The organism is Dietzia massiliensis (assembly GCF_018390595.1).
In the GTDB taxonomy this organism is placed as follows: domain Bacteria; phylum Actinomycetota; class Actinomycetes; order Mycobacteriales; family Mycobacteriaceae; genus Dietzia; species Dietzia massiliensis.
Window position 1 is genome coordinate 1 of sequence record NZ_JAHBAV010000048.1, and the last position, 24,375, is coordinate 24,375.

Sequence of the window (24,375 nt, forward strand, 5' to 3'; positions counted from 1 at the left end):
GCGTTGGGCTCACCGTACCGAGAGATACGGCGACGACGACGAGGAACGCCCGTCGCGCCCACGGGGGCCTTCGGCCATAGGATCGGGTCATGCCGATGATCGATGTGAAGAGTCCTGAGTCCGTCTCCACCGCCGCCGTCGTGGCCACCGGGCTGCTCGGCGGGTGGTTGACCGCGCGTGAGACGGGAATCCGTCCGCTCGGTGGGGTCGTGCTGGCGGCGGCCGGTGTCTGGGCCGGTCGCTCATGGGCGGCAAAGACCGACGTGCCCACCACGGTGGGGCTGTCGGCGCTGTACGTGGCGGCGTTCGGCGCCTCGCACCCGCTGGCCAAGAAGATGGGCTCGTGGCCGGCGGTGCTCACGGTGGCGGCGGCGGCGTCGGGCGCGGCCTACGCGCTCGCCGACGCCAGGTAGCGGCGGGGCCGGACCTGCCAGGTTGGAATCGTTGACCCGATTGTGGCCCGTCTCTAACATGTGAACGACGTCACAGTGGCGGCAGCGTCGGCACGGTAGGAGATTTCCATGGCCGCATTCACCAGAACCGTCACCGCGGCTGTTGCCGCCGCGGGCGTCGCTATCGTCATGGCGCCCACGGCGGCGGCCGTCAATACCGATTCACTGATGCCTCCCCCGCCAAACTGTTCCGTGGACGTCCAGCGGATCGCGTCTGAAACGCCGGGCCCGTTCCCCGGCGTTGGCTGGGACGTCGGCGCGCATGGCAATCTGTGCGGCGAGCTGGGCTTCCTCTTCCTCGAGACGGCCGGGGGGACCGTGTCTTCGCCCACCAGAGTCGTGCTGTTCCATCGCGGTGAGCGCGTCGCCACCCAGCCTGGCAACACTCCGCGCGTCCTGCTCGGTCAGCACAGCAACTTCCACGTCGAACTCCGCATCCAGCAGGAGCCGGCGCCCGGGCAGCCGAACGCCGCCGCCACGTACAACTCGACGGTCTACGTGTGGAACCCGTTCGCCGGCGCTGGCGATGCGACCCCGATCCCGCTGCCGCCTGGCTTCCGGCTCTGAGACCTACTGCGGCGCTGGGGCTGGTCAGGCCCGGCTCGCCCCGCCGCCGGCCTCAGAGCGCACCGCCACCCAGCTCAGGCGTCGAGGAAGATGTCGAGCTCCAGCTCCTCGAGCGGGCCGCCGTAGACGGAGAAGTCGGTGACGCCCTCCTCGGTGAGGACGTCGTCGTCGATGAAGAAGTTGCCCGAGCACTCGCGGGGGTCGCGCGTGAGGACCGCGTGCGCGGCGTCGGCCATGATCTCCGGCGTGCGGCTGCGCGCGACCATCTCCTCGCCACCGAGCAGGTTGGCCACGGCGGCGGTGGCGATGGTGGTGCGCGGCCACAGGCTGTTGGCGGCGATCCCGCGGCCCTTGAGATCCTCGGCCAGACCCAGCGTCACCAGGCTCATCCCGTACTTGGCGATCGTGTAGCCGAGGAAGCTGCCCGCCCACTTGGGATTGAGATTGAGCGGCGGGGACAGCGTGAGGATGTGGGCGGCGTCCGAGGCCTCCAGGTGCGGCAGCGCCGTCTTGGACAGCAGGAACGAGCCGCGGCAGTTGATGTCCTGCATGAGGTCGTACTTCTTCATGGCCAGGTCAGGGGTCGGTGACAGGTCGATCGCGCTGGCGTTGTTGACCACGATGTCGATCCCGCCGAACGCCTCGACCGTCTTGTCGACGGCCTCTTGCACCGAGTCCTCGCTGCGAACGTCGCCCACCACGGCCAGGGCCTTCCCTCCCGCCTCCTCGATCTGGGCCGCGGCCGTGTGCACGGTGCCCTCGAGCTTCGGGTGGGGCGTGTCCGTCTTGGCGAGCATCGCGATGTTCGCGCCGTCGCGGGCGGCGCGCAGGGCGATGGCCAACCCGATGCCGCGGCTGCCGCCCGACATCAGCAGGGTTCGTCCGGCCAGGGTGCGAGTGGAGTCCGTCATGGGCACGATCCTCTCCGATAACCGCCGACCGTGGGGCGGGTATCGGCCACCGATCGCCGACTTGACGCGCCCTTTAAGATAAAAATGACCTCACGATGGGTGTGGTTCCGACCGTGCAGGAGACGCGCGATGACCGGACGACCCGAGCCCACGGTGTCCAGGACGTTGATCACCGTTCTGGCGGCCGCCCTCGCCGCGCTCGTGGTCGGGGCGGGCGTGGTCGTCGTGGTCCGCGGCAGTGGGTCGGGGTCGGAGCCTCGGGCCGTGGAGGTCTCGCCTTCTGCTGCCGGTACCTCCGTGGTCTCTCCCCGGATGTCCTGGATCGTCCCGCGGCCCTACGGGCCCGAGGGCGCCGGGGTGCTGGAGGTCACGGGGCCCGAGTGCGATTCCGCGGTGATCAACGCCGACCTGCTGTTCCCGAACAGCGGTGCGCGGATCATCGACTGCCAGGCGGGCTGGGCCGTCGTGGCCAGCGCCGTGTCGGGAGATCCGTACTGGGTGGCGTACTCGGACGGCAGGTGGCGACGGGCCCCGGACGTGTCGATCCACCTGGGGACCTGCCCGGCCGAGGCGATCGCCAAGGGCGCGCCGGCGTGGATGGCGCAGAAGCACCTGGTGGGCTGTGCGTCTTCCGAGCGGCCGGGCCCGGCGGCGCCGACGCCCACACCGACGCCCGCGCGGACGTCGCCGGCCACGACCTCGGCCCGGCCCCCTGCCGCGCCCACCCGGACCAGTTCGCGGACCCGGGCCCCGGTCGAGGACGCCGCGTCGCCGGTGACGAGTCCGCGACAGACCAGTGTCGCCACGCCGACGTCCCCGCCGACCAGTGTCGTCACGACGTCGCCCTCGCCGACCAGTGAGTCGACTCCCTCCACCGCGGCGGATGACGCGCCCGGTCCGGACGGGGAGTAGCGACGCGGGTCAGGTCTCGCCGACCCCCGGAGGCCCGGCGGGGGCCTCACTCCGGGTCGCGGAAACGTGTTCCAGGCGCGTCAGGGGCGGGCAGAATCGAGGCCATGCAGCCAGCGCAGTCGCCGACGTTCACCGAACTCACCGAAGGCCGCCCCGTGCCGCCCATGGCCGCCCGCCCGGGCCCCGACCTCGCCGCGGCGGGGTTCACGGAGTCCGAGTGGGCCGCGTCCGGCGAGGCGGTGTCGTACTCGGTCGGCGAGCTGCCCACCGACGGCCGGGTCACACTCACCGAGGCCGACTCCCAGCCCTACTGCACCCGCGTGTTGGTCCGCCGCCCGGCCGCCGAGCGGTTCAGTGGCGTGGTGCTGGTGGAGTGGCTCAACGTCAGCGGTGGGCAGGACGCCGCGCCCGAGTACACCTACCTCGCGGAGGAGATCGTGCGCGCCGGCCACGCGTGGGTCGGGGTGTCCGCGCAGTTCATAGCCGTCGAGGGTGGCGACGCCGCCGTGGGCATGGGCGGCCAGACCGGTGGCCTGCGGGCGCAGCGCAGGGAGCGCTACGGCGACCTGCACCATCCCGGCGACGCGTACGCCTACGACATCGTCACGCAGATCGGTCGGTACTGTCGCGCGGCGGGCGGGTCACGCGACGGCGGGGCCCCGCTCGACGCCGGACCGCTGGCCGGGCTCGCACCGGAGACGGTGATCGCGATCGGGGAGTCACAGTCGGCCATCGCCCTGACCTCCTACATCGACGGCGTCCACCCGCTGGCCGGCGTGTTCGACGGGTTCCTGCTGCACAGTCGCGGCGGTGGGGCCCTGCCGTTCGACGACCGCGGTCGGGCGGCCGGCATCGCCGCCGCCGTCTCCTCGCAGACCCTGCTCCTGCGCGACGACCTCGACACGCCCGTCCTGGTGGTGCAGGCCGAGGGCGACCTCGGTGGCCTGCTCGACTCGGCCCGCGCGCGCCAGCCCGACTCCGAGAAGATCGTCACCTGGGAGATCGCCGGCCAGGCCCACGCCGACGCCTACCAGCTGGGCGAGCTCACGGGGATGATCGACTGCGGCGGCGCGATCAACAGTGGCCAGCAGGTGTTCGTGTGCCGGGCCGCGCTGCGCCACCTCATCACGTGGATCGGCGGGGGGGCGCGCCCGCCGGTCGCGCCGCCGGTGGAGTACGACGACGACGAGGTGGTCCCCGGCGACCTGGGCATCGGCCGCGGTGGCGTGAGGACCCCGGCCGTGGAGGCACCGGTCGAGAGGTTGGTCGGTGCGCCCTATCCGCACTCCGCGCCGTTCTGCATGTTGCTCGGTCGCACGGAGGTGGTTCCCGACGAGCAGTTGCGGCAGCGGTGGTCGGATCGCGACGAGTACCTGCGGGCCTACGCCGAGGCCACCGACCGGCTCATCGAGGAGGGCTTCCTGCTGGCCGACGATCGCGAGGAGATCCTCGCCGACGCCCGCCCGGAGCGCATCACCTGGTGACCGGTGGCGGTGTCGGCTGGCCCCTGACACACTCGGCCGGTTGTGGTGAATGCCGGTCCCCGAGGTCCGCGCGAAGGCCACTCGCGATGCGAATGAAGAGGCGGCAATGAGTCAGGAAATCGACCACGATCACGAGGTCCGCTGGTCTCAGGTGGAGGATGCGTTCTTCGTCGGTAGTTACCGGGGGAACTTCGTGGGCTATATCGATCAGACGTCGGACGGCACGTTCAGGAAGTTCGACGAGATGTCCCAGCCGCGAGGTGAAGCGCGCACGCTCGAGAGGTCGATGACGTGCCTGAACGACCTGTACTTCGCCACTGCTCGCGTAGCGGGCGACCGATGACGGCGGGCCGGGGTGTGGACGAGGCGGACCGCGCCGAGACGCTGAAGTATCTGGTGTACAGCAGTGTGGCCACGCGGCCGATGGACCCCGCCGACCTGGAGGCCATCCTGTACACGGCGCGACGGCGCAACCGGGACGCCGGGATCACCGGATTGCTCTTGTACCGCAACGACACCTTCATCCAGTTCCTGGAGGGACCGCCCGCCGAGATCGACTCCCTGATGGATGACATCTCCGCTGACGACAGGCACGACCGACTGCAGGTCCTGGTCGTGGAGCAGACGTCCCGGCGCAGCTTCGGTGACTGGAAGATGGGTTTCGGGATGCCCAAGGAGACCCGCCCCACGGGTGTCGACGGTGTCCGCGACAGTTTCGACGATCTGACCAGCGGCTCGAGCTACGACGAGGTCCGTCGGGCTGCCCAGGACTTCTCGATCTGGTTCAAGGTCAAGGAGCGCGCCATCTCCTACTGACGAGGGCTTCCCGCTGGCCGTCGACCGCGAGGAGTCTCGTCTTCCACGCGAACCGGAAAGAACGTCGATTGTTGTGGTTACACTTGAGATCATGGCCGCGACTTCGATCCGAACCATCGCATCCGCCGCGACGGTGCTCGCGCTTGGGACCCTGGCAGCGTGTGGCTCCGATGACGCGAACATGTCGTCGTCCAACCGGGGTGGGGGCGAGGAATCCGGGCAGACGTCTGTCGAGAACGCGTTCATCGCGCCGGCTTACGCGATCACCTGCGAGCTGCAAGTGGATGCTCCCGCCCAGTTGAGCTTCACTGCGATCAACGGCAGTGCCACCGAGGTCGAGACTCTGTCGTCGATCTCGACTCCGGCTGCGGAGTCGGTCGAGATCAATGCACCGAGCGAGGCGTTGAAGATCGCGCCCGAAGCCTCCATCGCAGCCGGTCAACCGGTGGAGAACCTCGACGAGATCACCGCTCCCGACCAACCGTTCTCCGTTTTTCTGGTGGGGCTGAATGAAGGCGTGGCGCCGGGCAAGTCCGTGCCCGTGACCTTTACTTTCGACCGAGCAGGCGACATCACCCTGAACGTCGGCGTGGATGCCTGCCCCAGCCAGGTGAGCTAGGCGAGGGTGCGGTGTTCAGGCCGCTCGCAGGGCCGCCGGCAGGGCGGCGCGGTCGGAGATCAAGGAGTCGGACAGTAACTTGCCGCCGAGGCCCAACAGGACCACCCCGGTCGTCCAGTCGATCGCCATCAGCGTTCTCGGGCTCGCGAGTCGGTGGCGAACGACCGAGCCTCCGGTGATCAGCAGGCCGAACCACGTCAACGCCAGTACACCGTGCACGCCGGCGAGGGCGGCGCCCATCGGCAGAGGCGAGGCATCCGGTGGCAGGAACTGCGGGATCGTGGCGATGTAGAAGACCCCGACTTTCGGGTTCAGCAGGTTCGTCCCGGCCCCGACGAGCCAACCCCGCCAGGGTGAACTGGCCGGAACCTCGGTGGTTCGAGTCGGTCCGATGCGCACGCTGCCGTGCCGGAAGGACTGCCAGATCATCGATCCGCCCAGGTAACACATGTAGATCGCTCCGGCGGTGGTGAGCACTCGGTAGGCCGTTTCCGATGCGCTGAGCAGGGCTGAGATCCCCAGGGCGGCGGCGATGCCCCAGGCCATGGCGCCGCTCGCGATGCCCGCGGCGGTGGCCCAGGCATACGTCCGGGAGCGGGTCAACGCCGACCTCAGAACCAGCGCGGTGTCGAGTCCGGGAACCAGGGTGAGCAGACCGGCGACCACAGCAAAGGCGAGAACCGCATCGAGCGTCGTCACCGGCCCAGGTTAAGGCCGGTAACGGTCAGTAGGGGCGATTGACCGAAGACTCTGCCCCCGCCGGGCTCGTCGTCGTCGACCCTCGCCCCGCGTACTACCCGGAACGCCGGCGGGATAGCAAGGCGTGGGCCACCAGGGCCGCCATCACCACCGCACAACACACCACGCCCACGCCGAACGCCATGGTGATGCCCTCGTCGGTCGAGTACGCGGAGTCGGAGGGGTGCGCGGCGAGGACGGCGGCCGACAGGGCCGCGCCGACCGCGCCGCCGACCGTGCGCAGGACCTGGTTGAAGCTCACCGCGCTCCCCAGCTGGTCCACGGCCACGCTGCGGGCGATGAGCGCGGGCATCGCCGCGTACCCCGAGCCGATGCCGGCGCCGAAGAGGAACATGCCGATCGCCAGGGTCCAGAAGTCGCTGTGCCGCAGCCACAGCAGCACCGACGCCACCGTCATCACGGCCGCGCCGACCGGTAGAAACACCGCCATGTCGAACCGGCGGGACAGGGCCCGGACGGTGCGGTTGGCGACGAGGCTGCCCACCGACAGGGGCGCCATCATGAAGCCCGCCCACATGAGCGGCACCGCGAGCCCGAACCCGGTCTCCCGCGGGGCCTGCGCCACGAGGCTCGCGATGGACAGGCCGATGTACATCGCGGTGCCCAGGCCGATGGCGGTGGCGTTGGCCAACAGGACTTCCGGCCGGCGGACCGCCCGCAGATTCACCAGGGGGTACAGGGTGCGGATGCTGTGCACGGCCCAGAAGAACAGGGAGTACAGGGCCACCACCAGCACCACCAGTGAGGTCGCGGAGGTCCACCCCCACGTCTGGGACTCGGAGATCCACAGCAGCAGCGCCGCCAGGCCGGTGCCCAGCAGGAGCGCCCCGGTCATGTCGAACGGGGTGCGCGGCGCGAGCGGATCGGGGCCCGCCGGCACGAAGCGCCACACCCCGACCGCGGCGGTGACGACGAAGAGGGCGGCGAACGCGAACGCGGCCCGCAGGTCGAACGACGCCGCGAGGATGCCGGTGAGCGGATAGCCGAGCCCCATGCCCACCGACACCGTCACCGAGAGCGTGGAGATGGTGGGCTGTGACGCGGCGTAGTCCAGGTGGCGTCGGGCCAGGGCGATGGTGATGGGCACCGTGCCGTACAGCAGGCCCTGCAGGGCGCGGCCGATGAGGAAGACGGCGAAACTCGGCGCGAGCGTGGCCACGACCGACCCGACGCAGATGACGCTCAGGCTGGTCAGGAGCAGTCGCCGCGTGTGCGGGCCGTCGGCGAGGCGGCCCATGACCGGGGTGGCGACCGCGCCCACCAGCAGGTTGATGGTGAGCATCCACTGCGCCGTGCTCACCGGGACGTCGAACTCCGCGGCGACCGACGGCACCAGCAGCATGCCCAACGAGCTCACGACCGAACTGGTCAGGGCGGCGTAGACGAGGGCCTGGGTGAACCAGCGGGGCGCCGGCCGGCGATACGGTGCGGTCACCGCTCGGCCTCGGTCCCGGCGTCCAGGCGGCGGAGTAGGGGGATCGCGGCGGCGAGGGTGGCGCGTTCGTCGGCATCGAGCTGGCCGGCGACGGCGTCGACCAGCCAGTCCTGGCCGGCGGCGCGCTCGGCCGTCAGCCGCTCGCGCCCGGCGTCGGTGAGGGAGACGAGCGTGCGGCGACCGTCGGCCGGGTCCGGGCTGCGGGACACGAACCCGAAGTCCTGCAGCTCACGCACCGCGTTCGCCACGGCCTGGTGGCTGATCCGCTCGAGGCCGGCGAGGTCGGTGGCGGCCAGGGGCCCGCGCTGCTCGAGGTGGAACAGGATCCCGACCTTGCCCATCGACAGCGTCTTGTGCGCGCGGAGCCGCCGCCACAGCGGGCGCAGCGCCTCGCGGAGGTCGGCGGCGAGCGTGGCGGCGTCGGGAGTGGCGGGGGCGTTGCTCGGGTTCTCAGGTGCGGCGCGCTCCGGGTCAGTGGGGTCTGGCACGGCGCCGAGTCTACAACCGAGTTGCGCAATCTGCTTGCGGGGTCCCGAGCAGTCCCCGGTGGGTGGCGCCGCCCGAGCCGCCGCCTTAGTAGGTTCCGCAGTTGCTGGGCGCCGGCAGCCCGTTGACGCGGTCGTCGAGATAGCGCAGATTCCCGTCCAGCCCGGTGATCATGGGCGCGGCGTGGCCGATCACGAGGCCGGGCGCCACCGCGGGCATCGGGTCGATGACCATGTCGACCGCGGCGCCCTGGGCGCACCAGTCGCGACCGAGCTGTTGCGACTGGTGGCCGGGGACGACGTCGTCGTTGACGGGGGAGACGATCCGCACCGGTGAGGTGGGCGTCAGCCGGCCGATGCGCTGGCGCTCGAGGAACGCCAGGATCTCCGGTTCGCTGCGCACGATGTCCCCGGCCGACCGGCCCGAGACGGTGTAGTCGGTGGTGCGCTGTTGGAAGAACTGGACCGCGGTCTCGCCGATGCACTGGTCGGCGGTGGCCGCGAGCATGGCGCGGCCCCGGTCGTTGAAGTACGGATCGATGAGCGGGCCCATCTCCGGGTAGGCGTCGAGCAGGCTGTTGAGCGAGTAGCCGATCACCCCGGCGATCGCGGTGCCGTCGACCTGTTCGAGCGTGGCCAGGAGGTCGGCCGGCGGCGACCCCGCGGCGGTGCCCACCAGGTTGACCTCCGGCGCGTACTGCGGGTGGAGTTCCGCGGCCGCGGCCACGGCCCCGCCACCTTGGGAGTAGCCGGCGAACACCGTGCGGGCATCGGGTTCGATGTCGGCTCCGCGCACTGCGGAGGCGGCGCGCGCGAGGTCGAGTACCGCTCGTGCTTGGGACTCGCGGTTGACGTACGAGTGCAGGCCCGGGGTACCGAGGCCCTCGTAGTCGGTCATGGCGACCGCGTAGCCGCGGGCGAGCAACGCGTAGGCCTGGAAGAGTTCGTAGCCGAACCCGACGCCCGGCGGGTCGGTGCGGACGGTGGCCAGGTTCTGGAACGTCTTCGACGGCGCGCAGTGATCGCCCTGCCCCTGGGTGCCCGGCGCGATCACGGCGAGCGGGCGGCTGCCGGGGCCGGTCCACGGGGCGCGCGGCTGGAGGTACGCACCGGTCACGGCGATCGCCTGGTCGCGCGAGCCGACAGAGGTGTACATGAGGCGGTGCGCGTCGGTGGACAGCGGGCCGGCGGCGTCCGAGATCGATCCGGCGCCCGGGATCGCCGGTATCGCGGCGGCCAACGGGAAGGGCTCGGTCTTGATGAGGGTGCCGGGAGTGCCGGGTAGCTCGGCCGGCGGCTGGTAGAACGAGGGCGCCGGGTCGTTGGACGAACCCTGGGCGCCGGCGGCCGGCGCGGCGAGGGCGCCCGAAGCGAACGCGGTGGCGATGGCGGTGGCGGTGGCGAATGCGGCGGCGCGCAGCGCAGTGCGGCGAAGTGTCACGGTCCCCCCAGGCTGTTACGTGTGTATTTGTGGTGTGAATCACTAAGTGGGGGAGTCTAACCGCACATCAGGTGTCGCGGTGTGAGCCTTCTCTGCGGATGTTGCCGGCGCCATCGTCGTCCTTGAGGACGGCGGCCGTTGCCGTGTCCGCGGCACCGGTCGTCGACGAGTGTCCACGTCGTGGCAGGCAGCTCGGAGTCACCGGCAGTCGGGCGTGGTCGTCAGTGGCCCGGTCATGGCGTGATAGATGCCCCACAGCGACCGGGGAGGACTTCTTCAAATCCTCCTTTGCGTGGTCGTGGTGATCGTCAGCGCGGTCCTTGCTCGCGCTGGCATCGAACGGTCGCCATTCGCTCTTTCGGGCGTCTATGGCGTGTCAGGGCATGGCCTGTCCGGGCGCGGCGCGGCCCGACGGCACGGGTTTGCGGTAGAGGAAGGACAGGCCCAGCATGGCGACGCCCAGTCCCAGGTGCAGCCAGTTGTCGGCGGTGTTGAGCGGCACGAAGTTGGCGGCCGACTCGTGGCCTACAGCCAGTCCGTAGACCCACAAGACCAAGTACGCGACGCCGCCTATGAGGAGGAATAGGCGCGCCTGCAATGCGGTGCGCGCCATGAGCAAGCCGAGGATGCCGAACACCAGGTGGACGATGTTGTGCAGGATCGATACCTGGAAGATGCCGAGCAGCATGGCCTCGGATTCGTGGCCAACGAACTGCATCGTGTCGTAGTTGGTGGTGATGCCAGGGATGAAGCCGGCTATTCCGACGAGGAGAAACACCACGCCGAAGGCCAGGGCGACGAATTGCACTGCTGCACGGTGCTGGGGGATACGGGCGGAGGAAGTGTTCGTCATGTGTTCGTTCCTTTTCGTACGTTGTGATGCGCCAATCGGGGGCGTCCACGGTGCGGAGCCACTGCGGCGAGTGGTCGCGCTCCGACTACGCCGAATGATGGCTCGGGGAGCGTGCAAAAGCGCGTGGTGTGGGCTACTCGGACGGGAGGGCCCGTGCTGCAAGTGGCCCGAGCAGGCGTACTCACCGCTCGCCTGAGCGGTGAGTACGCGTCTCATGCGGCCGGGCAGCTATGCAGCGTTAGCGTTGATCCGTCCGGCCGACACGGTCAACGCCTCACCCGTGATGTAGCGCGACGTGTCGGACGCGAGGAACAGCACAGCGTTGGTGATGTCGTCGGGCTCGACCCACGGCACACCCTGGGAGAAGGTGAGGGCGTGTCAGATGGTCTGTGTGAGTTGATCCCGAGGAGGAATCATGAACGCTATGGCTGTTGACGACCATGACGCTACGGATGTATCGGATGCTGCTGGGCTTCGCCGGGAGGTGTTCTCGGACGCGCTGATCGATCACGTACTCGCCGAGACCCGTTCGCGAGGGTTGGAGCTGACTGGCAAGGACGGCTTTTTGAACGAGATGCTCAAGGCCGTCCTTGAGCGGGGCATGGGCGCCGAGCTGACCGAGCACCTGGGCCGCGAAGCCCACGCCCGTGGCGGGGACGGAAACCACCGCAACGGCACTTCGCGCAAGACCGTGGCCACCGAGGTCGGCCCGGTGGAGCTGGATCAGCCCCGCGATCGGCAGGGCTCGTTCGCCTCCCAGCTCGTCCCGAAGGGCGCCCGCCGGCTCGGCGGGCTGGAGGACCAGATCATCTCGCTGTACGCCGGCGGGATGACCGTCCGGGAGATCGAGCACCACCTCGCGCGGACCCTGGGGGTGGAGCTGTCGCACGAGTCCATCGCCAACGTCACCGACGCGGTCCTGGACGAAGTCGCCGCCTGGCAGCACCGCCCGTTGGAGGCGTTCTACCCGGTGGTGTTCCTGGACGCGATCCACATCAAGATCCGCGATGGAGCCCACGTGAAGACCCGCGCTGCCCACATCGCGGTCGGGGTCGATCTTGAGGGCGTCAAGCACGTGCTCGGCATCTGGGTGCAGGCCAAGGAAGGCGCGGCGTTCTGGGCCAGCGTGTGCGCCGAACTGGCCAACCGCGGCGTCAAAGACGTCCTGATCGTGGCCTGCGACGGGCTGACCGGACTGTCCGAGGCGATCGCCGCGACCTGGCCTTTCGCCGAGGTGCAGACCTGCGTGGTGCACCTGATCCGGGCCTCGATGCGGTTCGTGTCCTACGGCGACCGCAAGAACGTGGCCAAGGCACTCAAGCCGATCTACACCGCCGCCAACGCCGAGGCCGCCAGAGCCGCACTGGAGGCCTTCGCCGAATCGCCGCTGGGCGCCAAGTACCCCACCGCCGTCATGTCGTGGGAGGCCGCCTGGGAGCGGTTCATCCCGTTCCTGGCCTTCGGCCCAGCCACACGCAAGCTGATCTACACCACGAACTCGATCGAGTCGCTGAACTACCAGCTGCGCAAGATCACCAAGAACCGCGGGCACTTCCCCAGCGATGCCGCCGCGATCAAGCTGCTATGGCTAGCCATACGCAACATCGAGGACCGACGAGACCGAGAACGCGCCAAGGACGCCCAACGCCGAGCAGACGGCCACGCAGGCCCCCGGAAATCGATCCCCAGACTCGTCGAAGGCGCCACCATCCACGGCTGGCGAGCCGCACTGGCCGAACTCGCACTCGCCTACCCGGAACGCTTCGACCCCCACATGTGACAGGCATCACTAACCCAAATTCACACAATTATCTTGACAGGCTCGGAGGTGAACTGCTTGGCGCCTTCCTGGATCTCCTCTTCGGAAGGATCGTCCTTACCCGTGAACAATGCGTGCGCGTCCGGGTTCTCCCGAATCATGGGGGTGTTGACGTTGGTCGGGCACACGGCGTTGACCGTGATGCCGCTCGTTCCCAGATCCTCCGCGAACGTCTTCGTCATGCCGATCACGCCGAACTTCGCCGAGGTGTACGCCACGGCATTCGGGAAGGCCATCCGCCCGGCCATCGACGAGATGGTGATGATTCGACCGGCTGTGCCAGCCTCCTGCATCTGGCGCGCGGCCGCCCGCACCGTGCGGAAGACCCCCGAGAGGTTGATGTCGATCACGTCCGACCACACATCGTCGCTCATGTCGCTCGCCGGGGCCAAGGCGAAGATGCCGGCGTTGGCGATCACTATGTCCAGACCGCCGAACTCCTCGACCGTCTTGGCCACCGCGTCGTCGACGTCCTGGGACTTACGCACATCACCGACCACGGTGAGGCACTTCGCCCCCGCCTTCTCGACGTCCGCGCGGCGGGTGGTAGGCGACCTGCTGCGCCAGCGAGTCGTAGCCGACTGTGTGCTGGCCGATGTAGTCGCGGTCTGCGGATCGGTGCGAGACAATAGGCGACTCGCACTGGGCGACCGTGGATTCGCTTGGGGAGTCGGCCTATGCCTGCCCTACTCCAGCGAGCGCAAGCGCGCAGTCAACTGCCGAAGTGCATCCGACACTCTGAATGTCACCGTGGACGCACCGCATCGAACGCGCTGCGCCCGCCACCCGCGTATTCGATCTGCGTGGCGAGAACACCTCGCTAGGGTGGCCGCATGGACGCCGACATCAACTTCTACTTCGACCCGGTCTGCCCTTCGCGTGGATGATCAGCAAATAGGTGCGTCAGGTGCAGGCGCAGCGTGACTACACGGTCGACTGGAGGTTCATCTCGTTGCGCCTGGTCAACGCCGAGGTCGACTACGGTGCGCACTTCCCCCTTGAGTGCGAGGCCGGCCATACCGCCGGGCTGCGGGTTCTGAGAGTGGCGGCTGGTGCGCGAGCCGAGCTTGGCCGGGCGGCGATTGCGCGGTTGTATGCCGCCTTCGGGGCGCACATTTTCGACACCGCCTCGGACGCTGGCGACGATCGTAGTGAAGGCGAGGTGCGTGAGCGGCGCGGGACGGGGAGTTCGCCGAGATGGTCCTCGCTGACGCTGGTCTGCTGATCGAGCTGGCGGATGCCGTCAACGATGGGTCGTGGGACGCGGAAATCCGCCGGGAGACAGACGAGGCGCTCTCGCTGACGGGCAAGGAAGTGGGTACGCCCATCATCCATTTCGAGCCACCGACCGGCGTCGCTTTCTTCGGGTCTGTGATCAGCCGGCTGCCAGACGAGGACTCGGCGGCTGAGCTCTGGGACCACGAGGTCGGGCTCGCCCGCTTCCCGGGTTTCGCCGAGCTCAAGCGCAGCCTGCGCGAGCAGCCACAGCTGGCCGCGTTCGGAGTTGACGCGGACACGTTCGGCACGCAGGAGGACTGGCACGGCGGCAGCCGACGGCAGAAGAAGTGACCCTATTGGTGAAGAAGTGACCCTATTGGTGAGGGTGGTGAAACGAGCACGTGGATCACCGAGCCAAACGCCGCGTTCATCCACGGATGTCAGCCTGAAGTCCCCGGAACGAGCAATCTCGCCAAAGTCGTGGGACAGGCGGCCATACTCGACTGATGGCTATCGATCCTCGCGGAAGAGACCTCAAGCGCTACCTGGAGCAAGACCCCGGCGGTCCGGTGGTGATGCTGAACCTGCTCCGGTTCGCCGACGGCGGGCGTGAGGATTACGCGCGGTACGCCGCGGCGCTGAACGAGACGTTCCTCCCCCGCTACGGTGCTGAGGTTCTCTACGCGGGTGACGGTTCCACAGCTCTGGTCGCCGAGACCGGCCAGGACTGGGATGCGGTTCTGCTGGTCCGGTACCCCAGCCGCGCCGCGTTCAGCGAGATGGTCGCCGACCCCGAGTATCAGACCGTCACGGCGCTGCGTACCAGCGCGTTGCAGGAAGCGGTGCTCCAGGCCACTACCCCCTGGGCCTGACTCCGACCCCGAAGGCACGTCGATTCCGACGCGCATGGCCGCGTGCGATCGCGCGCAGAATGCGGGACGCCGGGGCTACTGCTGGGCTCGTCGTCGTCGACCTGCGATGGCGTGAAGCACCAACGCGAGCATCACCGTCGCGCAGCAGATCACGCCCACGCCGAACGCCATGGTGATGCCCTCGTCGGTCGAGTACGTCGAGCCGGACGGGTGGGCGGCGAGGACGGCGGCCGACAGGGCCGCGCCGACCGCGCCACCCACCGTGCGCAGCACCTGGTTGAAGCTCACCGCGCTGCCTAGCAGGGCTGACCGTCGTCATTCGACCACGCGGGGAGGATAGACCCCGGGCCGCCAGCGCGGACCCGCCTGAGCGGTTATCGGCTGTGATCCGCGGGGTCCGTCTCGTCGGAGGAGAGCGCCTCCAGGCGCGCCAGGTCCTCCGGGTGCAGGTCCGGCCGCTTCGCGACCGCCTCGAGGGTCAGCCGCATCTGCCGCTCCAGGGCGTCTGCCCGGTCGGAGCAGTCCTCGTCGTGCACATGGGCGATGAGCATGCGCAGTACTCGCAGCAGCGTGGCCACGACTTCGGGCTGATCGAGGCTGCATTGACGGAGCTGGTCGAAGGCGTGCTCGACGAACTCGTCGGGGTGCAGGTTGTACGGCTGGACCAGGACACGGTCCTGCTCGTCCCGCACCGCCAGGGGAGCCGGCGGCGAGGTGAGGAGCTTGCGCATGAGGGTGCACAGGCGCAGGAGAATCTCGACGGCGGTCGTGGGGTCGTTGACAGCCGGGCTGAGGGCGCGCAGGCCGATGTCGACGAGCTGGCGGATCGCGAAGTCGACGTCCTGGAGCATCGTCCGCGCGGCGGTCACGTCAATGGCCTCTGCGAGGGCGTGCTGGATTCGTCGGGGTTGGTGCGGGTGGACGGTGTAGAGGGGTTCGCCCTCGTGGATGTAGGCACCCACACGTGTCTCCATCCTCACCGTCGTGCCGGGCGGCACGGCGCGCAGCATCTGCTCGACGCCCACCTGGCTGACCCATCCGCTGCGCCGCGAGTGCACGATCGTGGCGTCGTCGGAGGCGGGGAAGTCGGCCGGGTCCACCTCGTGCAGTCCGGACGGGGTCTGGCCCGCGGCCGACACGATGGCCCGCCCCTCGTCCGAGATGACGCGGGCGAGTGTCCCCACCTGGAGTCCGCGCGCGAGGTGGTCGAGGTGGGCGATGATGCCCACCACGGTGACCAGGGTGAGCAGCACCGCCAGGGTGACCGAGACCCGGGGCGCCGGCGCCGTCGAATCGCCATTGATGCTCGGCAGGACGAGTACGCAGTAGAAGAACGTGCCGACCAGCAGGCCGATCACGCCCTGACTGAGTCGGTCGCGGATGAACGAGCGCATCACCCGGGGCGAGAACTGGCCGCTGGCCAGCTGGAGGCTGACCACGGTCAGGGAGAAGACCACGCCGACGGTGGTGATCATCGCGCCCGCCACCGTCGCGACCAGCCAGGTCGCGGCGTTGCTGCTCATCGCGAGTGTCAGCGGGACCTCGGCCTCGTCGCCGAGGACGTTGTCGACGGCGGTCGCGGCGATCGCCAGGAGGATGCCACCGGCCATCACCAGCGCCGGGAGGACGAACAGGCTCTCCCGGAATCGGTAGCGCAGTCCGGCGACACGCAGATTCCACGCGAGGTGCTCGCGGCGGATCACGGAGTTCCTCTGCTCGTCATGTCGTCAGACGATACGTGCCCGCCGGACCGGCCTCTCACTTGTCGCGGCTCTTGCGCGTCTCCTTGTCGTTGGCCTTGCGCAGTGCGTCGACGAGCTCGTCCTTCGTCATGTCGGAGCGGCCGGAGATGTCGAGCTTCTGGGCCTGCTCGTAGAGGTGCTCCTTGGTCGCGTTGGCGTCGACGCCACCCTCGGACTTCCCGGACGGGTTCGGGCCGCCGCTCTCCGAGCGCGAATCCGAGGGGCCCTTGCCGTCCTTGGGCTCCCAGTGGTCGCCGACCTTCTCGTGCGTGTGCTTCACCGCGCCCCAGGCGGTGCGTGCCACGCGGGACTCGCTGTTGTACTCCTCCTCGGCGGAGTCGTAGGCCTTGGCGAACGTGTCCTTGGCCTTCTGGTCGCTGCGCTGGAGGGTCGAGGGCAGTTCGCTCTCCTTGGCGTGGCCGTCCTTACCGGTCTTGGGCATGATGCCTCCTCTTCTGTTCAACTGACGAGGATCTGGGTGGCGGTTTCTTTGAGCTTGGCCTGGGCCCATTTGGCCTGGCGTTTGGTCTGGGGTTGGCATTTTTCGGCGACAGCGAGAAGGTCGCGGTGCCGCAGTCCCTGGGCGGCCTGGGCGATGAGGAGCCAGTCCATGGCGACTCCTGAGGCCTCCATATAGACCGTGCGTAGGTCCTCGAGAAGGAGCAGTTCTGCATCGCCGATCCGGCCGATGAGCTCGCTACCCTTTTCCCGCGCTTTGGCGGCCGGACCCAGTTCGAGCCGGGGAGCGGGGTCGAGGTCCTGGCCGTAATCCCCGCCGATTCGGGCGATCTCGGCGATGTGGGTCCGCGACCAGCCGACGAGATCGCGGGCGACGTGATGGATCTCGTGGTCCACCCGGTGGCGCTCGGAGGTCTGGAGCAGCTTTCGCCCCAGTGCGACCTCGGAGCGGTGCAGTTCGCGCAGGACGTGCCCGAGCTTCATGACGCGCCTCCCGCGAGCGATGTCGCCGCCTCGCTGCGGGCGGTGCCCCCGTCGTCGGCGATCCGGGTGATCCGCGCGGCGGCGGTCTTGAAGATCGGCTGTTTGGACACGGGGTCCCAATCCGTGGGTGTCAGCTCGTTGGCGGCCGTGGCGGGCGGGTCCTCATCGGGGCCGGGGCCGCTGGCGGAATCCCAGTACCCGTAGTGGAACGGCAAGAAGATCACGCCCTGCCGGATCCCGGTGATGCGCGCGGCGGCGCGGACCCGCCCGCGGGGCGTGGTGATCAGCGTGCCGTCGCCGTCGGTGATCCCGGCGGCGGCGGCGTCCGCCGCGGAGATCTCGACCCACACCTCCGGGGCGGCGGACTGCAGTTCGGGTGCCCGCCCCGTCTTGGTGCGGGTGTGGAAGTGATAGATCGTGCGGCCGGTGATCAGATGCAGGGGGTACTGATCGTCGGGGCACTCGTGCGCGGGGACGTATTCCGCGCCCTTGAGCATCGCCTTCCCCTCCGGATTCATCGCCCTGTACTCGGTGGCGTCCTTCGGGGCGCCGGTGACCAGGTCGCGGCCGTAGTTCTCGCAGTAGTCGGGGGAGGCCCAGAACTTCCCGTCCGAGTAGAGTCGTTCGGTGCCGTCGGGTTGGGCCTCGTTGCACGGCCACTGGATGCCGGAGCCGCCGCGGAGCTTGTCGTAGGTGAGGCCGGTGTAGTCGCAAGGCCGGCCGCGGGTGCACTCCTTCCACGCCTCGAAGGCGGACTCGGGGTCGTGCCACGTGATCAGCGGCTCGCCGTCCTTGTCCTTCAGCCCCAGTCGCCGGGCGTAGTCGATGAAGATGTCGAGGTCTGGCCGGGCCTCCCCGGGCGGCTCGACGGCCTTCTCCGACAGGTGGACGGTCCGGTCGGTGTTGGTGAACGTGCCGGTCTTCTCGCCCCAGGTCGCCGCTGGCAGCACGACGTCGGCGAGCTGAGCGGTCTCGGTGAGGAAGATGTCCTGCACGACCAGAGTCAGTCGCTCCTGCGAGAGGATCGACCGGATCCGCCGGAGTTCCGGTAGCGAGACGGCCGGGTTCGTCCCGCTCACCCACAGCAGCCGGATCGACCCCTCCTCGACGTAGCGCATGATCTGCATGGCGTGTGTCGGAGCGGTGTAGTGCGGGATGTCCATCGGGTCGACGTTCCAGATCCGGGCGAGATCCTCGACGTGTGCGGAGTTGGACCAGTTCCGAAAGGCGGCCAGATCCCCGTCGGCCCCGCATTCGCGGGTGTTCTGCGCGGTGGGCTGGCCGTTCATCTGCAGGACGCCACAGCCTGGCCGACCCAGCATGCCGCGGAGCAGGTGGATGTTATTGACCTGGACGGCCGCCGCCGTGGCCTGGTTGGACTGGTAGAAGCCCTGCAGAACGGTCGACAGCAGCCGCTCGGCGCCCCCGATCAACTCGGCGGCGGCGCGGATCTGCGCGGCCGGCACGTCGCAGATCTCGGCGACGCGGTCGGCGTCGTAGTCGGCGACCTGCTGCTCCAGTGAGGCGTAGCCGACGGTGTGCTGGTCCACGTAGTCGTGGTCGACGTGGCCGGCGGCCAGGAGTTCGTGGATCAGGCCGTTCATCAACGCCAGGTTGGTTCCCGGTCTCGGGGCGAGATGGAGGGTCGCGTGCTCGGCGACCGGGGTCGGGCGCGGGTCCACGCACAGCAGCTGCGGCGGATCGTCCCCGGCGAGTCGGTCGAGGATCCGCATCCACGTGACACTCTGGGTCTCGGCCATGTTGTGGCCGTAGAGGCAGATGACGTCGGCGTGGTCGATATCGGCGTAGGAGCCGGGCTGGCCGTCGCAGCCGAAGGAGGCCTTGAGAGCCGCAGCGGCCGTGGCCGTGCACAGCCGGGTGTTGCCGTCCACGTGATTGGTGCGGATGCCGCCGTGCGCGATGACGCCGAGCGTGTAGTACTCCTCGGCGAAGAACTGACCGGTGGTGTAGAAACCGATCGCGCTGGGGCCCCGCTCTTCCAGCAGCTCGCTGGTGCGGCCGACGATCCGCTCCATCGCTGTGTCCCAGTCCGTCTCCACGAGCTCGCCGTTCTCCCGGACCAGTGGCCTGGTCAAGCGGTCGGGCGAGGCGTTGGCCTGCCAGCCGTAGAGGTCTTTGACCCCGAGACGGCCGTGGTTGACACGGTCGTCGGCGCGCCCGCGCACCCCGCAGATCCGGTCGCCGGCGACCGCGATGTCAAGCCCGTCGCCGTTGGAGTGCAGGATCGAGGCGGTCTGCACCCAACGATCGACATCGGCTTCTGTCATTCCCTCGGCCAGGTGCGTATCCACCCGGACGGGCCACTGCTCGCCGGGGCCGTAGGGGGTTCGCTCGCCCCACGGGTGCGCCACCCGATCTGGGGCCGACTGATTCCTGTTCGACATAGAGTTCCTGACGATGAGGTCCGGGAGTTAGTTGCCGACCGTACGCCGGGCGCGATAACCCGGCTACCGGGGCGGCGATGTGCAGAGATGGCGCGCCGGTTCAGTAGTCGTAGTCTGTGCCGCGGCGTCCCGTGGTCGCACCGATCCGCTTCAGGTGAATTCGGCGGGTGAGGCGGATGGCGGGCCGTGCGAGGAACTCAAGTGACCCTAGAAGGAACAACCAGGTGCCGATGGTCTGGGTGGAGTCGAAGAAGAACAGGACGCTTCCGACGAGGAAGAACAGCGCGATCAGTACGTCGTTCGCGATCGACAGCGTCTCGTAGCGATCGTTGATGACCACCTCGTCGTGCCCGAGAGGTAGCCGCAGCGACGAGTCGGAGCCGGAAGTCGCTGGGGTGCTTGAGTGGGAAGCGGTGCTCATGGAATCGCAACCTATCGAGTGAGTCGGCGCGTCCGTCGGCCGCCGAACCACCGGCGGCGGAGGGTCAGCGACACGGAGTCTATGACGCCGCTCGCTGGTGTCGCGCCGACGACGAAGGGCAGGGCGGTGGAGAATTCAGCGGAGGGGAGCCGGTGGGCCCGGGCGACCTGGTTGGCGGGAGGGCCGTGGGCCGCCGTCCTGGCGTGGCTTTCCGCAGCCGCCATGATGGTGTGGGTCCGGGCTCACACCCCGTGAAGGCGGCCGCCGCAGCGAGGACGATCCGGTCAAACGGGGTGAACTCCCATGGCCGCCGGGCGCCCGCGCTGTGGCGGCTCCGTCTTACTCACATCGGCATCACCGCCGCCCCGATGGGTCGTCAGGGCATGGCCTGGCCGGCGGAGGCGCGGCCTGACGGGACCGGCTTGCGGTACAGGAAGGACAACGCCACCATCACCACGCCGAGACCGAGGTGGAGCCAGTTGTCGGCCGTGTTGAGCGGCACGAAGTTCGCGGGCGAGTCGTGCCCGATGACCAGCCCGTAGATCCACAGGACCAGGTAGACGATGCCGCCCACGAGCAGGAACAGCCGGGCTTGCGGGGCGGTGCGCGCGAGCAGTACGCCCGCCACGCCGTAGAGCAGGTGGACGATGTTGTGCAGGATCGACACCTGGAAAATGCCGAGGAGCATGGCCTCCGAATGGTGGCCGGCGAACTGCATGGTGTCGTATCCGGTGGTGATGCCGGGGATGAACCCTGCGATCCCCACGAGCAGGAACACCACGCCGAAGGCGAGTGCGGCCAGCTGCACGGGGGAGCGGCGGCGGGCGGTGTGATCAGACCGGGTGGTCGTCATGACGGCCATTCCTTTCTCGACGGGTCGACAACGGAACTGCTGTTGCTGTTGACCATAGGAGGGTCTGCGGGAGAAATACACCGGTCGGCCGCCACCCTTGCGGCTCATACCCTAGGGGGGTACCGTATGGGCCATGGCCGAGCGCGAAGACACCGCCCACAAGCACGGGTACACCGCACACAAGGAAGACCACCTCAAGCGGCTGCGCCGCATCGAGGGTCAGGCCCGGGGGTTGCAGCGGATGGTCGAGGAGGACAAGTACTGCATCGACATCCTCACGCAGATCTCCGCCATGACCCGGGCCCTCCAGTCCGTCTCGTTGAGCCTGCTGGAGGAGCACCTCGGCCACTGCGTCGCCGGCGCCATCGAGCACGGTGGCCCCGAGGCCGAGGCCAAGCTCGCCGAGGCGAACGCCGCCATCGCCCGCCTGGTCCGGTCCTGAGCCGCGCCCGATCCTGAACGTCGTCCGAGCATCTCGCCCCACCCATTCGACTGAAAGAAGGAACACCATGTCCGCCACTGCCACCTACACCGTCTCCGGCATGACCTGCGGCCACTGCGTCGCCTCCGTGAAGGAGGAGGTCTCCGAGATCACCGGCGTCACGGAGGTCGAGGTCGATCTGGAGTCCGGTCGCCTCGTCGTCGTCTCGTCCGACCCGGTCGATCCCGCGGCGGTCCGCGCCGCCGTGGACGAGGCCGGGTACACACTCACGGAGGTCTGACCGCGATGACCACGAGCGACTCCACCCGGATCTCCGCTTCCGACTCGGCGCGCGCCACCGGCGCGGCGCCCGCCACGACGTTCGTAGAGCTGCAGATCGAGGGGATGACCTGCGCGTCGTGCGCGAACCGGATCGAGCGGAAGCTCAACAAGCTCGACGACGTCACCGCCGAGGTCAACTACGCCACCGAGAAGGCGCGCGTGGAGATCGCCGACGGCATCGAGCCGCAGCTCCTGCTGGACACCGTCGAGCAGGCGGGGTACCATGCGCGGCTGCCGCGCCCTCGCAACACCGAGCCCCGGTCCGGCCGATCCGCCATGGGCGGCACCACCACCGGCGACGCGCCCGCCACGGCCGGCGCCGCCGCCGACGCCGGCCGCACCGCCGGCAGCGCGAACAACGAGACCGACGACGCCGCAGGCCCAGACTGGGTCGACGATCTGCGCCGCCGCGTCATCATCTCGGCCATCCTGTCGATCCCCGTCGTCGCGATGGCCATGATCCCCGCGCTGCAGTTCACCAACTGGCAATGGCTGAGCCTCACACTCGCCGCGCCGGTCGTGGTGTGGGGCGCGTGGCCGTTCCACCGCGCGGCCGCGGTCAACCTGCGCCACGGCGCGTTCACCATGGACACGCTCGTCTCGCTCGGCACCTCCGCGGCGTTCCTGTGGTCGCTGTACGCGCTGTTCTTCGGCCACGCCGGCATGCCCGGCATGACGCACGGGTTCGAGTTCAGCCTCTCGCCCAGCGACGGCGCGGGCGACATCTACCTCGAGGCCGCGGCGGGCGTCACCACGTTCATCCTGCTCGGCCGTTACTTCGAGGCCCGCTCCAAGCGCTCGGCCGGCGCGGCGCTCCGGTCGCTGCTCGAGCTGGGCGCCAAGGACGTCGCCGTGCTGCGCGGCGGGGTCGAGACGCGCATCCCGGTGGACGCGTTGCAGGTCGGCGAGGAGTTCGTCGTGCGGCCGGGCGAGAAGATCGCCACCGATGGTGAGATCGTCGACGGCGCCTCCGCGGTCGACACGTCCATGGTGACCGGCGAGTCCGTGCCCGCCGAGGTCGGTCCGGGTGACGCGGTGGTGGGCGGCACCGTCAACGCGAGCGGTCGCCTCATCGTGCGCGCGACCCGCGTGGGCGCCGACACCCAGCTCGCGCAGATGGCGCGGATGGTCGAGGACGCCCAGTCGGGCAAGGCCGCCGCGCAGCGCCTGGCCGACCGCATCTCGGGCGTGTTCGTGCCCATCGTGTTGGTGCTGGCCGCGGGCACGTTCGCGTACTGGATGCTCACCGGGGGCGGCGCGTCGATGGCGTTCACCGCGGCCGTGGCGGTGCTCATCATCGCCTGCCCGTGCGCGCTCGGCCTGGCCACGCCCATGGCGCTCATGGTGGGCACCGGGCGTGGCGCCCAGCTGGGCATCCTCATCAAGGGGCCCGAGGTGCTGGAGTCCACCCGTCGCGTCGACACGATCGTCCTGGACAAGACCGGCACCGTCACCACCGGCCAGCACGCTCTGGTCTCGACAACCGTTGCGCCCGGCGAGGACCGCGCCGAGGTGCTGCGCCGCGCCGGCGCCGTGGAGGATGCCTCCGAGCACCCCATCGCCCGCGCGATCGCCGCCGGCGCGCGCGAGGCGGTCGGCGCGCTTCCGGCGGTCGAGGGCTTCCGGAACCACGAAGGCCTGGGCGTGTCGGGCCGCGTCGGTGACGACGACGAGGTGGTCGTCGTGGGCCGGCCCGCGCTACTGGCCGAGCGGGGCATGCCGCTGCCGCAGGAGCTCGAGGCGGCCTTCACCGAGGCCGCGCAGGCCGGCCGCACGGCAGTGGCCGTGGGCTGGGGCGGGAAGGCCCGCGGGGTCCTCGTGGTGGCTGATCAGATCAAGGACACCTCCGCTGAGGCCATTCGTCGCTTCCGCGAGCTCGGGCTCACGCCCGTCCTGCTCACGGGCGATAACGCCGCCGTGGCCGCCTCGGTGGCCGCCGAGGTCGGGATCGATCCCGGCCCGGAGACCGTCATCGCCGAGGTCATGCCCGCGGACAAGGTGGAGGTGGTCCGCCGCCTGCAGTCCGAGGGTCGGGTCGTCGCGATGGTGGGCGACGGCGTCAACGACGCGGCCGCCCTCGCCACCGCCGACCTGGGCCTGGCGATCGGCACCGGCACCGACGCGGCGATCGAGGCCTCCGACCTCACGCTGGTCCGCGGCGACCTGCGCTCGGCGGCCGACGCGATCCGCCTGTCGCGGCGCACGCTGGGCACCATCCGGGGCAACCTGTTCTGGGCGTTCGCCTACAACGTCGCGGCGCTGCCGCTGGCCGCTGCCGGACTGCTCAACCCGATGATCGCGGGCGCGGCGATGGCGTTCTCCTCGGTGTTCGTGGTGGCGAACAGCCTGCGCCTGCGGAGGTTCCGGGCCGCCGTCTGACCGGCTCGGCTGGGGCCCTCCCGGCCCCTGTGCCTTGCGCACCCCCGACCCCGCCGACGGACTCGGCGGGCGAGGCCCCGGCGGCGGCCGGGCGCCCCGGCGGCGGGGCCGCGCCCCCCCCGCCCGCCGCGGGGGCGCGGGGACAGGCGGCTTCGCGGGGACGGGGGGCCCCCCCCGGACGCGACGCGGACCGCGGGCAGGGGGCGACTGGGGACATCCGACATCGG

General features: G+C 69.6%; 26 protein-coding genes and 2 pseudogenes. 13 read left to right on the forward strand and 15 right to left on the reverse strand.

The features are described 5' to 3' along the window. Positions 1 to 89 precede the first annotated feature (89 nt). Together KHA85_RS12715 and KHA85_RS12720 are read left to right on the forward strand one after the other, a co-directional pair. Complete coding sequence (locus tag KHA85_RS12715; protein ID WP_213186060.1) at positions 90 to 413, forward strand: hypothetical protein; 324 nt, start codon at positions 90 to 92, stop codon at positions 411 to 413. Positions 414 to 521: 108 nt separating this feature from the next. Then, positions 522 to 1,019 carry a hypothetical protein gene (locus tag KHA85_RS12720; protein ID WP_213186061.1) on the forward strand — a complete coding sequence of 166 codons (498 nt, stop codon included), beginning with the start codon at positions 522 to 524 and terminating at the stop codon, positions 1,017 to 1,019. A 74-nt stretch (positions 1,020 to 1,093) separates the two neighbouring features. Here KHA85_RS12720 and KHA85_RS12725 read toward each other — a convergent pair whose 3' ends face one another. Continuing rightward, positions 1,094 to 1,930, reverse strand: a complete 837-nt coding sequence (locus KHA85_RS12725) for an SDR family oxidoreductase (protein WP_213186062.1) — start codon at positions 1,928 to 1,930, stop codon at positions 1,094 to 1,096. Positions 1,931 to 2,059: 129 nt separating this feature from the next. On the opposite strand from KHA85_RS12725, the gene KHA85_RS12730 reads away from it, so the two are divergent. From KHA85_RS12730 to KHA85_RS12750, 5 genes are all read left to right on the forward strand, one after another. Further along, on the forward strand, positions 2,060 to 2,842 hold the full coding sequence (locus tag KHA85_RS12730; RefSeq protein WP_213186063.1) for a hypothetical protein: 783 nt from the start codon (positions 2,060 to 2,062) through the stop codon (positions 2,840 to 2,842). Between the two features lie 104 nt (positions 2,843 to 2,946). Further along, the gene (locus KHA85_RS12735) at positions 2,947 to 4,326 is read left to right on the forward strand and encodes an alpha/beta hydrolase domain-containing protein (protein WP_213186064.1); all 1,380 of its coding nucleotides are present in this window, start codon (positions 2,947 to 2,949) and stop codon (positions 4,324 to 4,326) included. Between the two features lie 49 nt (positions 4,327 to 4,375). After that, positions 4,376 to 4,669 carry a hypothetical protein gene (locus KHA85_RS12740; RefSeq protein WP_236885640.1) on the forward strand — a complete coding sequence of 98 codons (294 nt, stop codon included), beginning with the start codon at positions 4,376 to 4,378 and terminating at the stop codon, positions 4,667 to 4,669. Beyond that, positions 4,666 to 5,142: a BLUF domain-containing protein gene (locus KHA85_RS12745; protein ID WP_213186065.1), complete on the forward strand. Its 477-nt coding sequence runs from the start codon at positions 4,666 to 4,668 to the stop codon at positions 5,140 to 5,142. Before KHA85_RS12740 ends, KHA85_RS12745 begins: the two co-directional genes overlap by 4 nt. Positions 5,143 to 5,233: 91 nt before the next feature. Further along, complete coding sequence (locus KHA85_RS12750) at positions 5,234 to 5,761, forward strand: copper chaperone PCu(A)C domain-containing protein (protein WP_213186066.1); 528 nt, start codon at positions 5,234 to 5,236, stop codon at positions 5,759 to 5,761. A gap of 15 nt (positions 5,762 to 5,776) precedes the next feature. On the opposite strand, the gene KHA85_RS12755 is transcribed toward KHA85_RS12750, so the two are convergent. The 6 genes and pseudogenes from KHA85_RS12755 to KHA85_RS12780 all read right to left on the reverse strand — a co-directional run. Continuing rightward, positions 5,777 to 6,460 carry a LysE family translocator gene (locus KHA85_RS12755; protein ID WP_213186067.1) on the reverse strand — a complete coding sequence of 228 codons (684 nt, stop codon included), beginning with the start codon at positions 6,458 to 6,460 and terminating at the stop codon, positions 5,777 to 5,779. A 94-nt stretch (positions 6,461 to 6,554) separates the two neighbouring features. Continuing rightward, the gene (locus tag KHA85_RS12760; RefSeq protein WP_213186068.1) at positions 6,555 to 7,955 is read right to left on the reverse strand and encodes an MFS transporter; all 1,401 of its coding nucleotides are present in this window, start codon (positions 7,953 to 7,955) and stop codon (positions 6,555 to 6,557) included. Next, positions 7,952 to 8,443 (reverse strand): MarR family winged helix-turn-helix transcriptional regulator, encoded by a 492-nt coding sequence (locus KHA85_RS12765; protein WP_308936949.1) that lies wholly within the window; start codon positions 8,441 to 8,443, stop codon positions 7,952 to 7,954. The genes KHA85_RS12760 and KHA85_RS12765 overlap by 4 nt, the downstream gene beginning before the upstream one ends. Before the next feature lie 85 nt (positions 8,444 to 8,528). Continuing rightward, positions 8,529 to 9,860 carry a lipase family protein gene (locus KHA85_RS12770; protein WP_213186081.1) on the reverse strand — a complete coding sequence of 444 codons (1,332 nt, stop codon included), beginning with the start codon at positions 9,858 to 9,860 and terminating at the stop codon, positions 8,529 to 8,531. Positions 9,861 to 10,257: 397 nt separating this feature from the next. Continuing rightward, a complete protein-coding gene (locus KHA85_RS12775) occupies positions 10,258 to 10,734 on the reverse strand; it encodes a DUF4383 domain-containing protein (protein ID WP_213186069.1) in 477 nt (158 codons plus the stop codon). 228 nt (positions 10,735 to 10,962) lie between these two features. Beyond that, a pseudogene (locus KHA85_RS12780) lies at positions 10,963 to 11,088 on the reverse strand (SDR family oxidoreductase); the annotation flags it as partial. Positions 11,089 to 11,158: 70 nt separating this feature from the next. Here KHA85_RS12780 and KHA85_RS12785 point away from each other — a divergent pair. After that, entirely contained in the window at positions 11,159 to 12,514 is a 1,356-nt protein-coding gene (locus tag KHA85_RS12785; protein ID WP_213186082.1) for an IS256 family transposase, read from the forward strand. Positions 12,515 to 12,534: 20 nt separating this feature from the next. On the opposite strand, the gene KHA85_RS12790 is transcribed toward KHA85_RS12785, so the two are convergent. After that, positions 12,535 to 13,182 carry an SDR family NAD(P)-dependent oxidoreductase gene (locus KHA85_RS12790; protein ID WP_236885641.1) on the reverse strand — a complete coding sequence of 216 codons (648 nt, stop codon included), beginning with the start codon at positions 13,180 to 13,182 and terminating at the stop codon, positions 12,535 to 12,537. Between the two features lie 204 nt (positions 13,183 to 13,386). On the opposite strand from KHA85_RS12790, the pseudogene KHA85_RS12795 reads away from it, so the two are divergent. Together KHA85_RS12795 and KHA85_RS12800 are read left to right on the forward strand one after the other, a co-directional pair. Then, positions 13,387 to 14,122, forward strand: a pseudogene (locus KHA85_RS12795) (mycothiol-dependent nitroreductase Rv2466c family protein). Between the two features lie 155 nt (positions 14,123 to 14,277). Further along, positions 14,278 to 14,643, forward strand: a complete 366-nt coding sequence (locus KHA85_RS12800; protein ID WP_213186072.1) for a DUF1330 domain-containing protein — start codon at positions 14,278 to 14,280, stop codon at positions 14,641 to 14,643. 75 nt (positions 14,644 to 14,718) lie between these two features. Here the strand turns inward: KHA85_RS12800 and KHA85_RS12805 are convergent, their stop codons facing one another. The 7 genes from KHA85_RS12805 to KHA85_RS12835 all read right to left on the reverse strand — a co-directional run bounded on the left by KHA85_RS12805 (position 14,719) and on the right by KHA85_RS12835 (position 21,006). Beyond that, a complete protein-coding gene (locus tag KHA85_RS12805) occupies positions 14,719 to 14,931 on the reverse strand; it encodes a hypothetical protein (RefSeq protein ID WP_236885642.1) in 213 nt (70 codons plus the stop codon). Between the two features lie 86 nt (positions 14,932 to 15,017). Continuing rightward, positions 15,018 to 16,346, reverse strand: a complete 1,329-nt coding sequence (locus tag KHA85_RS12810) for a DUF2254 domain-containing protein (RefSeq protein WP_308936951.1) — start codon at positions 16,344 to 16,346, stop codon at positions 15,018 to 15,020. Between the two features lie 55 nt (positions 16,347 to 16,401). Further along, positions 16,402 to 16,827: a ChaB family protein gene (locus KHA85_RS12815; RefSeq protein ID WP_213186073.1), complete on the reverse strand. Its 426-nt coding sequence runs from the start codon at positions 16,825 to 16,827 to the stop codon at positions 16,402 to 16,404. 17 nt (positions 16,828 to 16,844) lie between these two features. After that, the gene (locus KHA85_RS12820; RefSeq protein ID WP_213186074.1) at positions 16,845 to 17,327 is read right to left on the reverse strand and encodes a hypothetical protein; all 483 of its coding nucleotides are present in this window, start codon (positions 17,325 to 17,327) and stop codon (positions 16,845 to 16,847) included. Next, a complete protein-coding gene (locus tag KHA85_RS12825) occupies positions 17,324 to 19,732 on the reverse strand; it encodes a molybdopterin oxidoreductase family protein (protein WP_213186075.1) in 2,409 nt (802 codons plus the stop codon). Before KHA85_RS12825 ends, KHA85_RS12820 begins: the two co-directional genes overlap by 4 nt. 100 nt (positions 19,733 to 19,832) lie before the next feature. Then, positions 19,833 to 20,153, reverse strand: coding sequence for a YrhK family protein (locus KHA85_RS12830; protein ID WP_213186076.1), 321 nt, complete (start codon positions 20,151 to 20,153; stop codon positions 19,833 to 19,835). 376 nt (positions 20,154 to 20,529) lie between these two features. Then, a complete protein-coding gene (locus tag KHA85_RS12835; RefSeq protein ID WP_213186077.1) occupies positions 20,530 to 21,006 on the reverse strand; it encodes a DUF4383 domain-containing protein in 477 nt (158 codons plus the stop codon). A 133-nt stretch (positions 21,007 to 21,139) separates the two neighbouring features. Between KHA85_RS12835 and KHA85_RS12840 the strand changes: the two genes are divergently transcribed. The 3 genes from KHA85_RS12840 to KHA85_RS12850 all read left to right on the forward strand — a co-directional run bounded on the left by KHA85_RS12840 (position 21,140) and on the right by KHA85_RS12850 (position 24,148). After that, positions 21,140 to 21,448, forward strand: a complete 309-nt coding sequence (locus tag KHA85_RS12840) for a metal-sensitive transcriptional regulator (protein ID WP_063972496.1) — start codon at positions 21,140 to 21,142, stop codon at positions 21,446 to 21,448. Positions 21,449 to 21,515: 67 nt separating this feature from the next. Continuing rightward, a complete protein-coding gene (locus tag KHA85_RS12845) occupies positions 21,516 to 21,728 on the forward strand; it encodes a heavy-metal-associated domain-containing protein (protein WP_063972497.1) in 213 nt (70 codons plus the stop codon). Positions 21,729 to 21,733: 5 nt separating this feature from the next. Continuing rightward, positions 21,734 to 24,148 (forward strand): heavy metal translocating P-type ATPase, encoded by a 2,415-nt coding sequence (locus tag KHA85_RS12850; protein ID WP_213186078.1) that lies wholly within the window; start codon positions 21,734 to 21,736, stop codon positions 24,146 to 24,148. Positions 24,149 to 24,375: the final 227 nt, after the last annotated feature.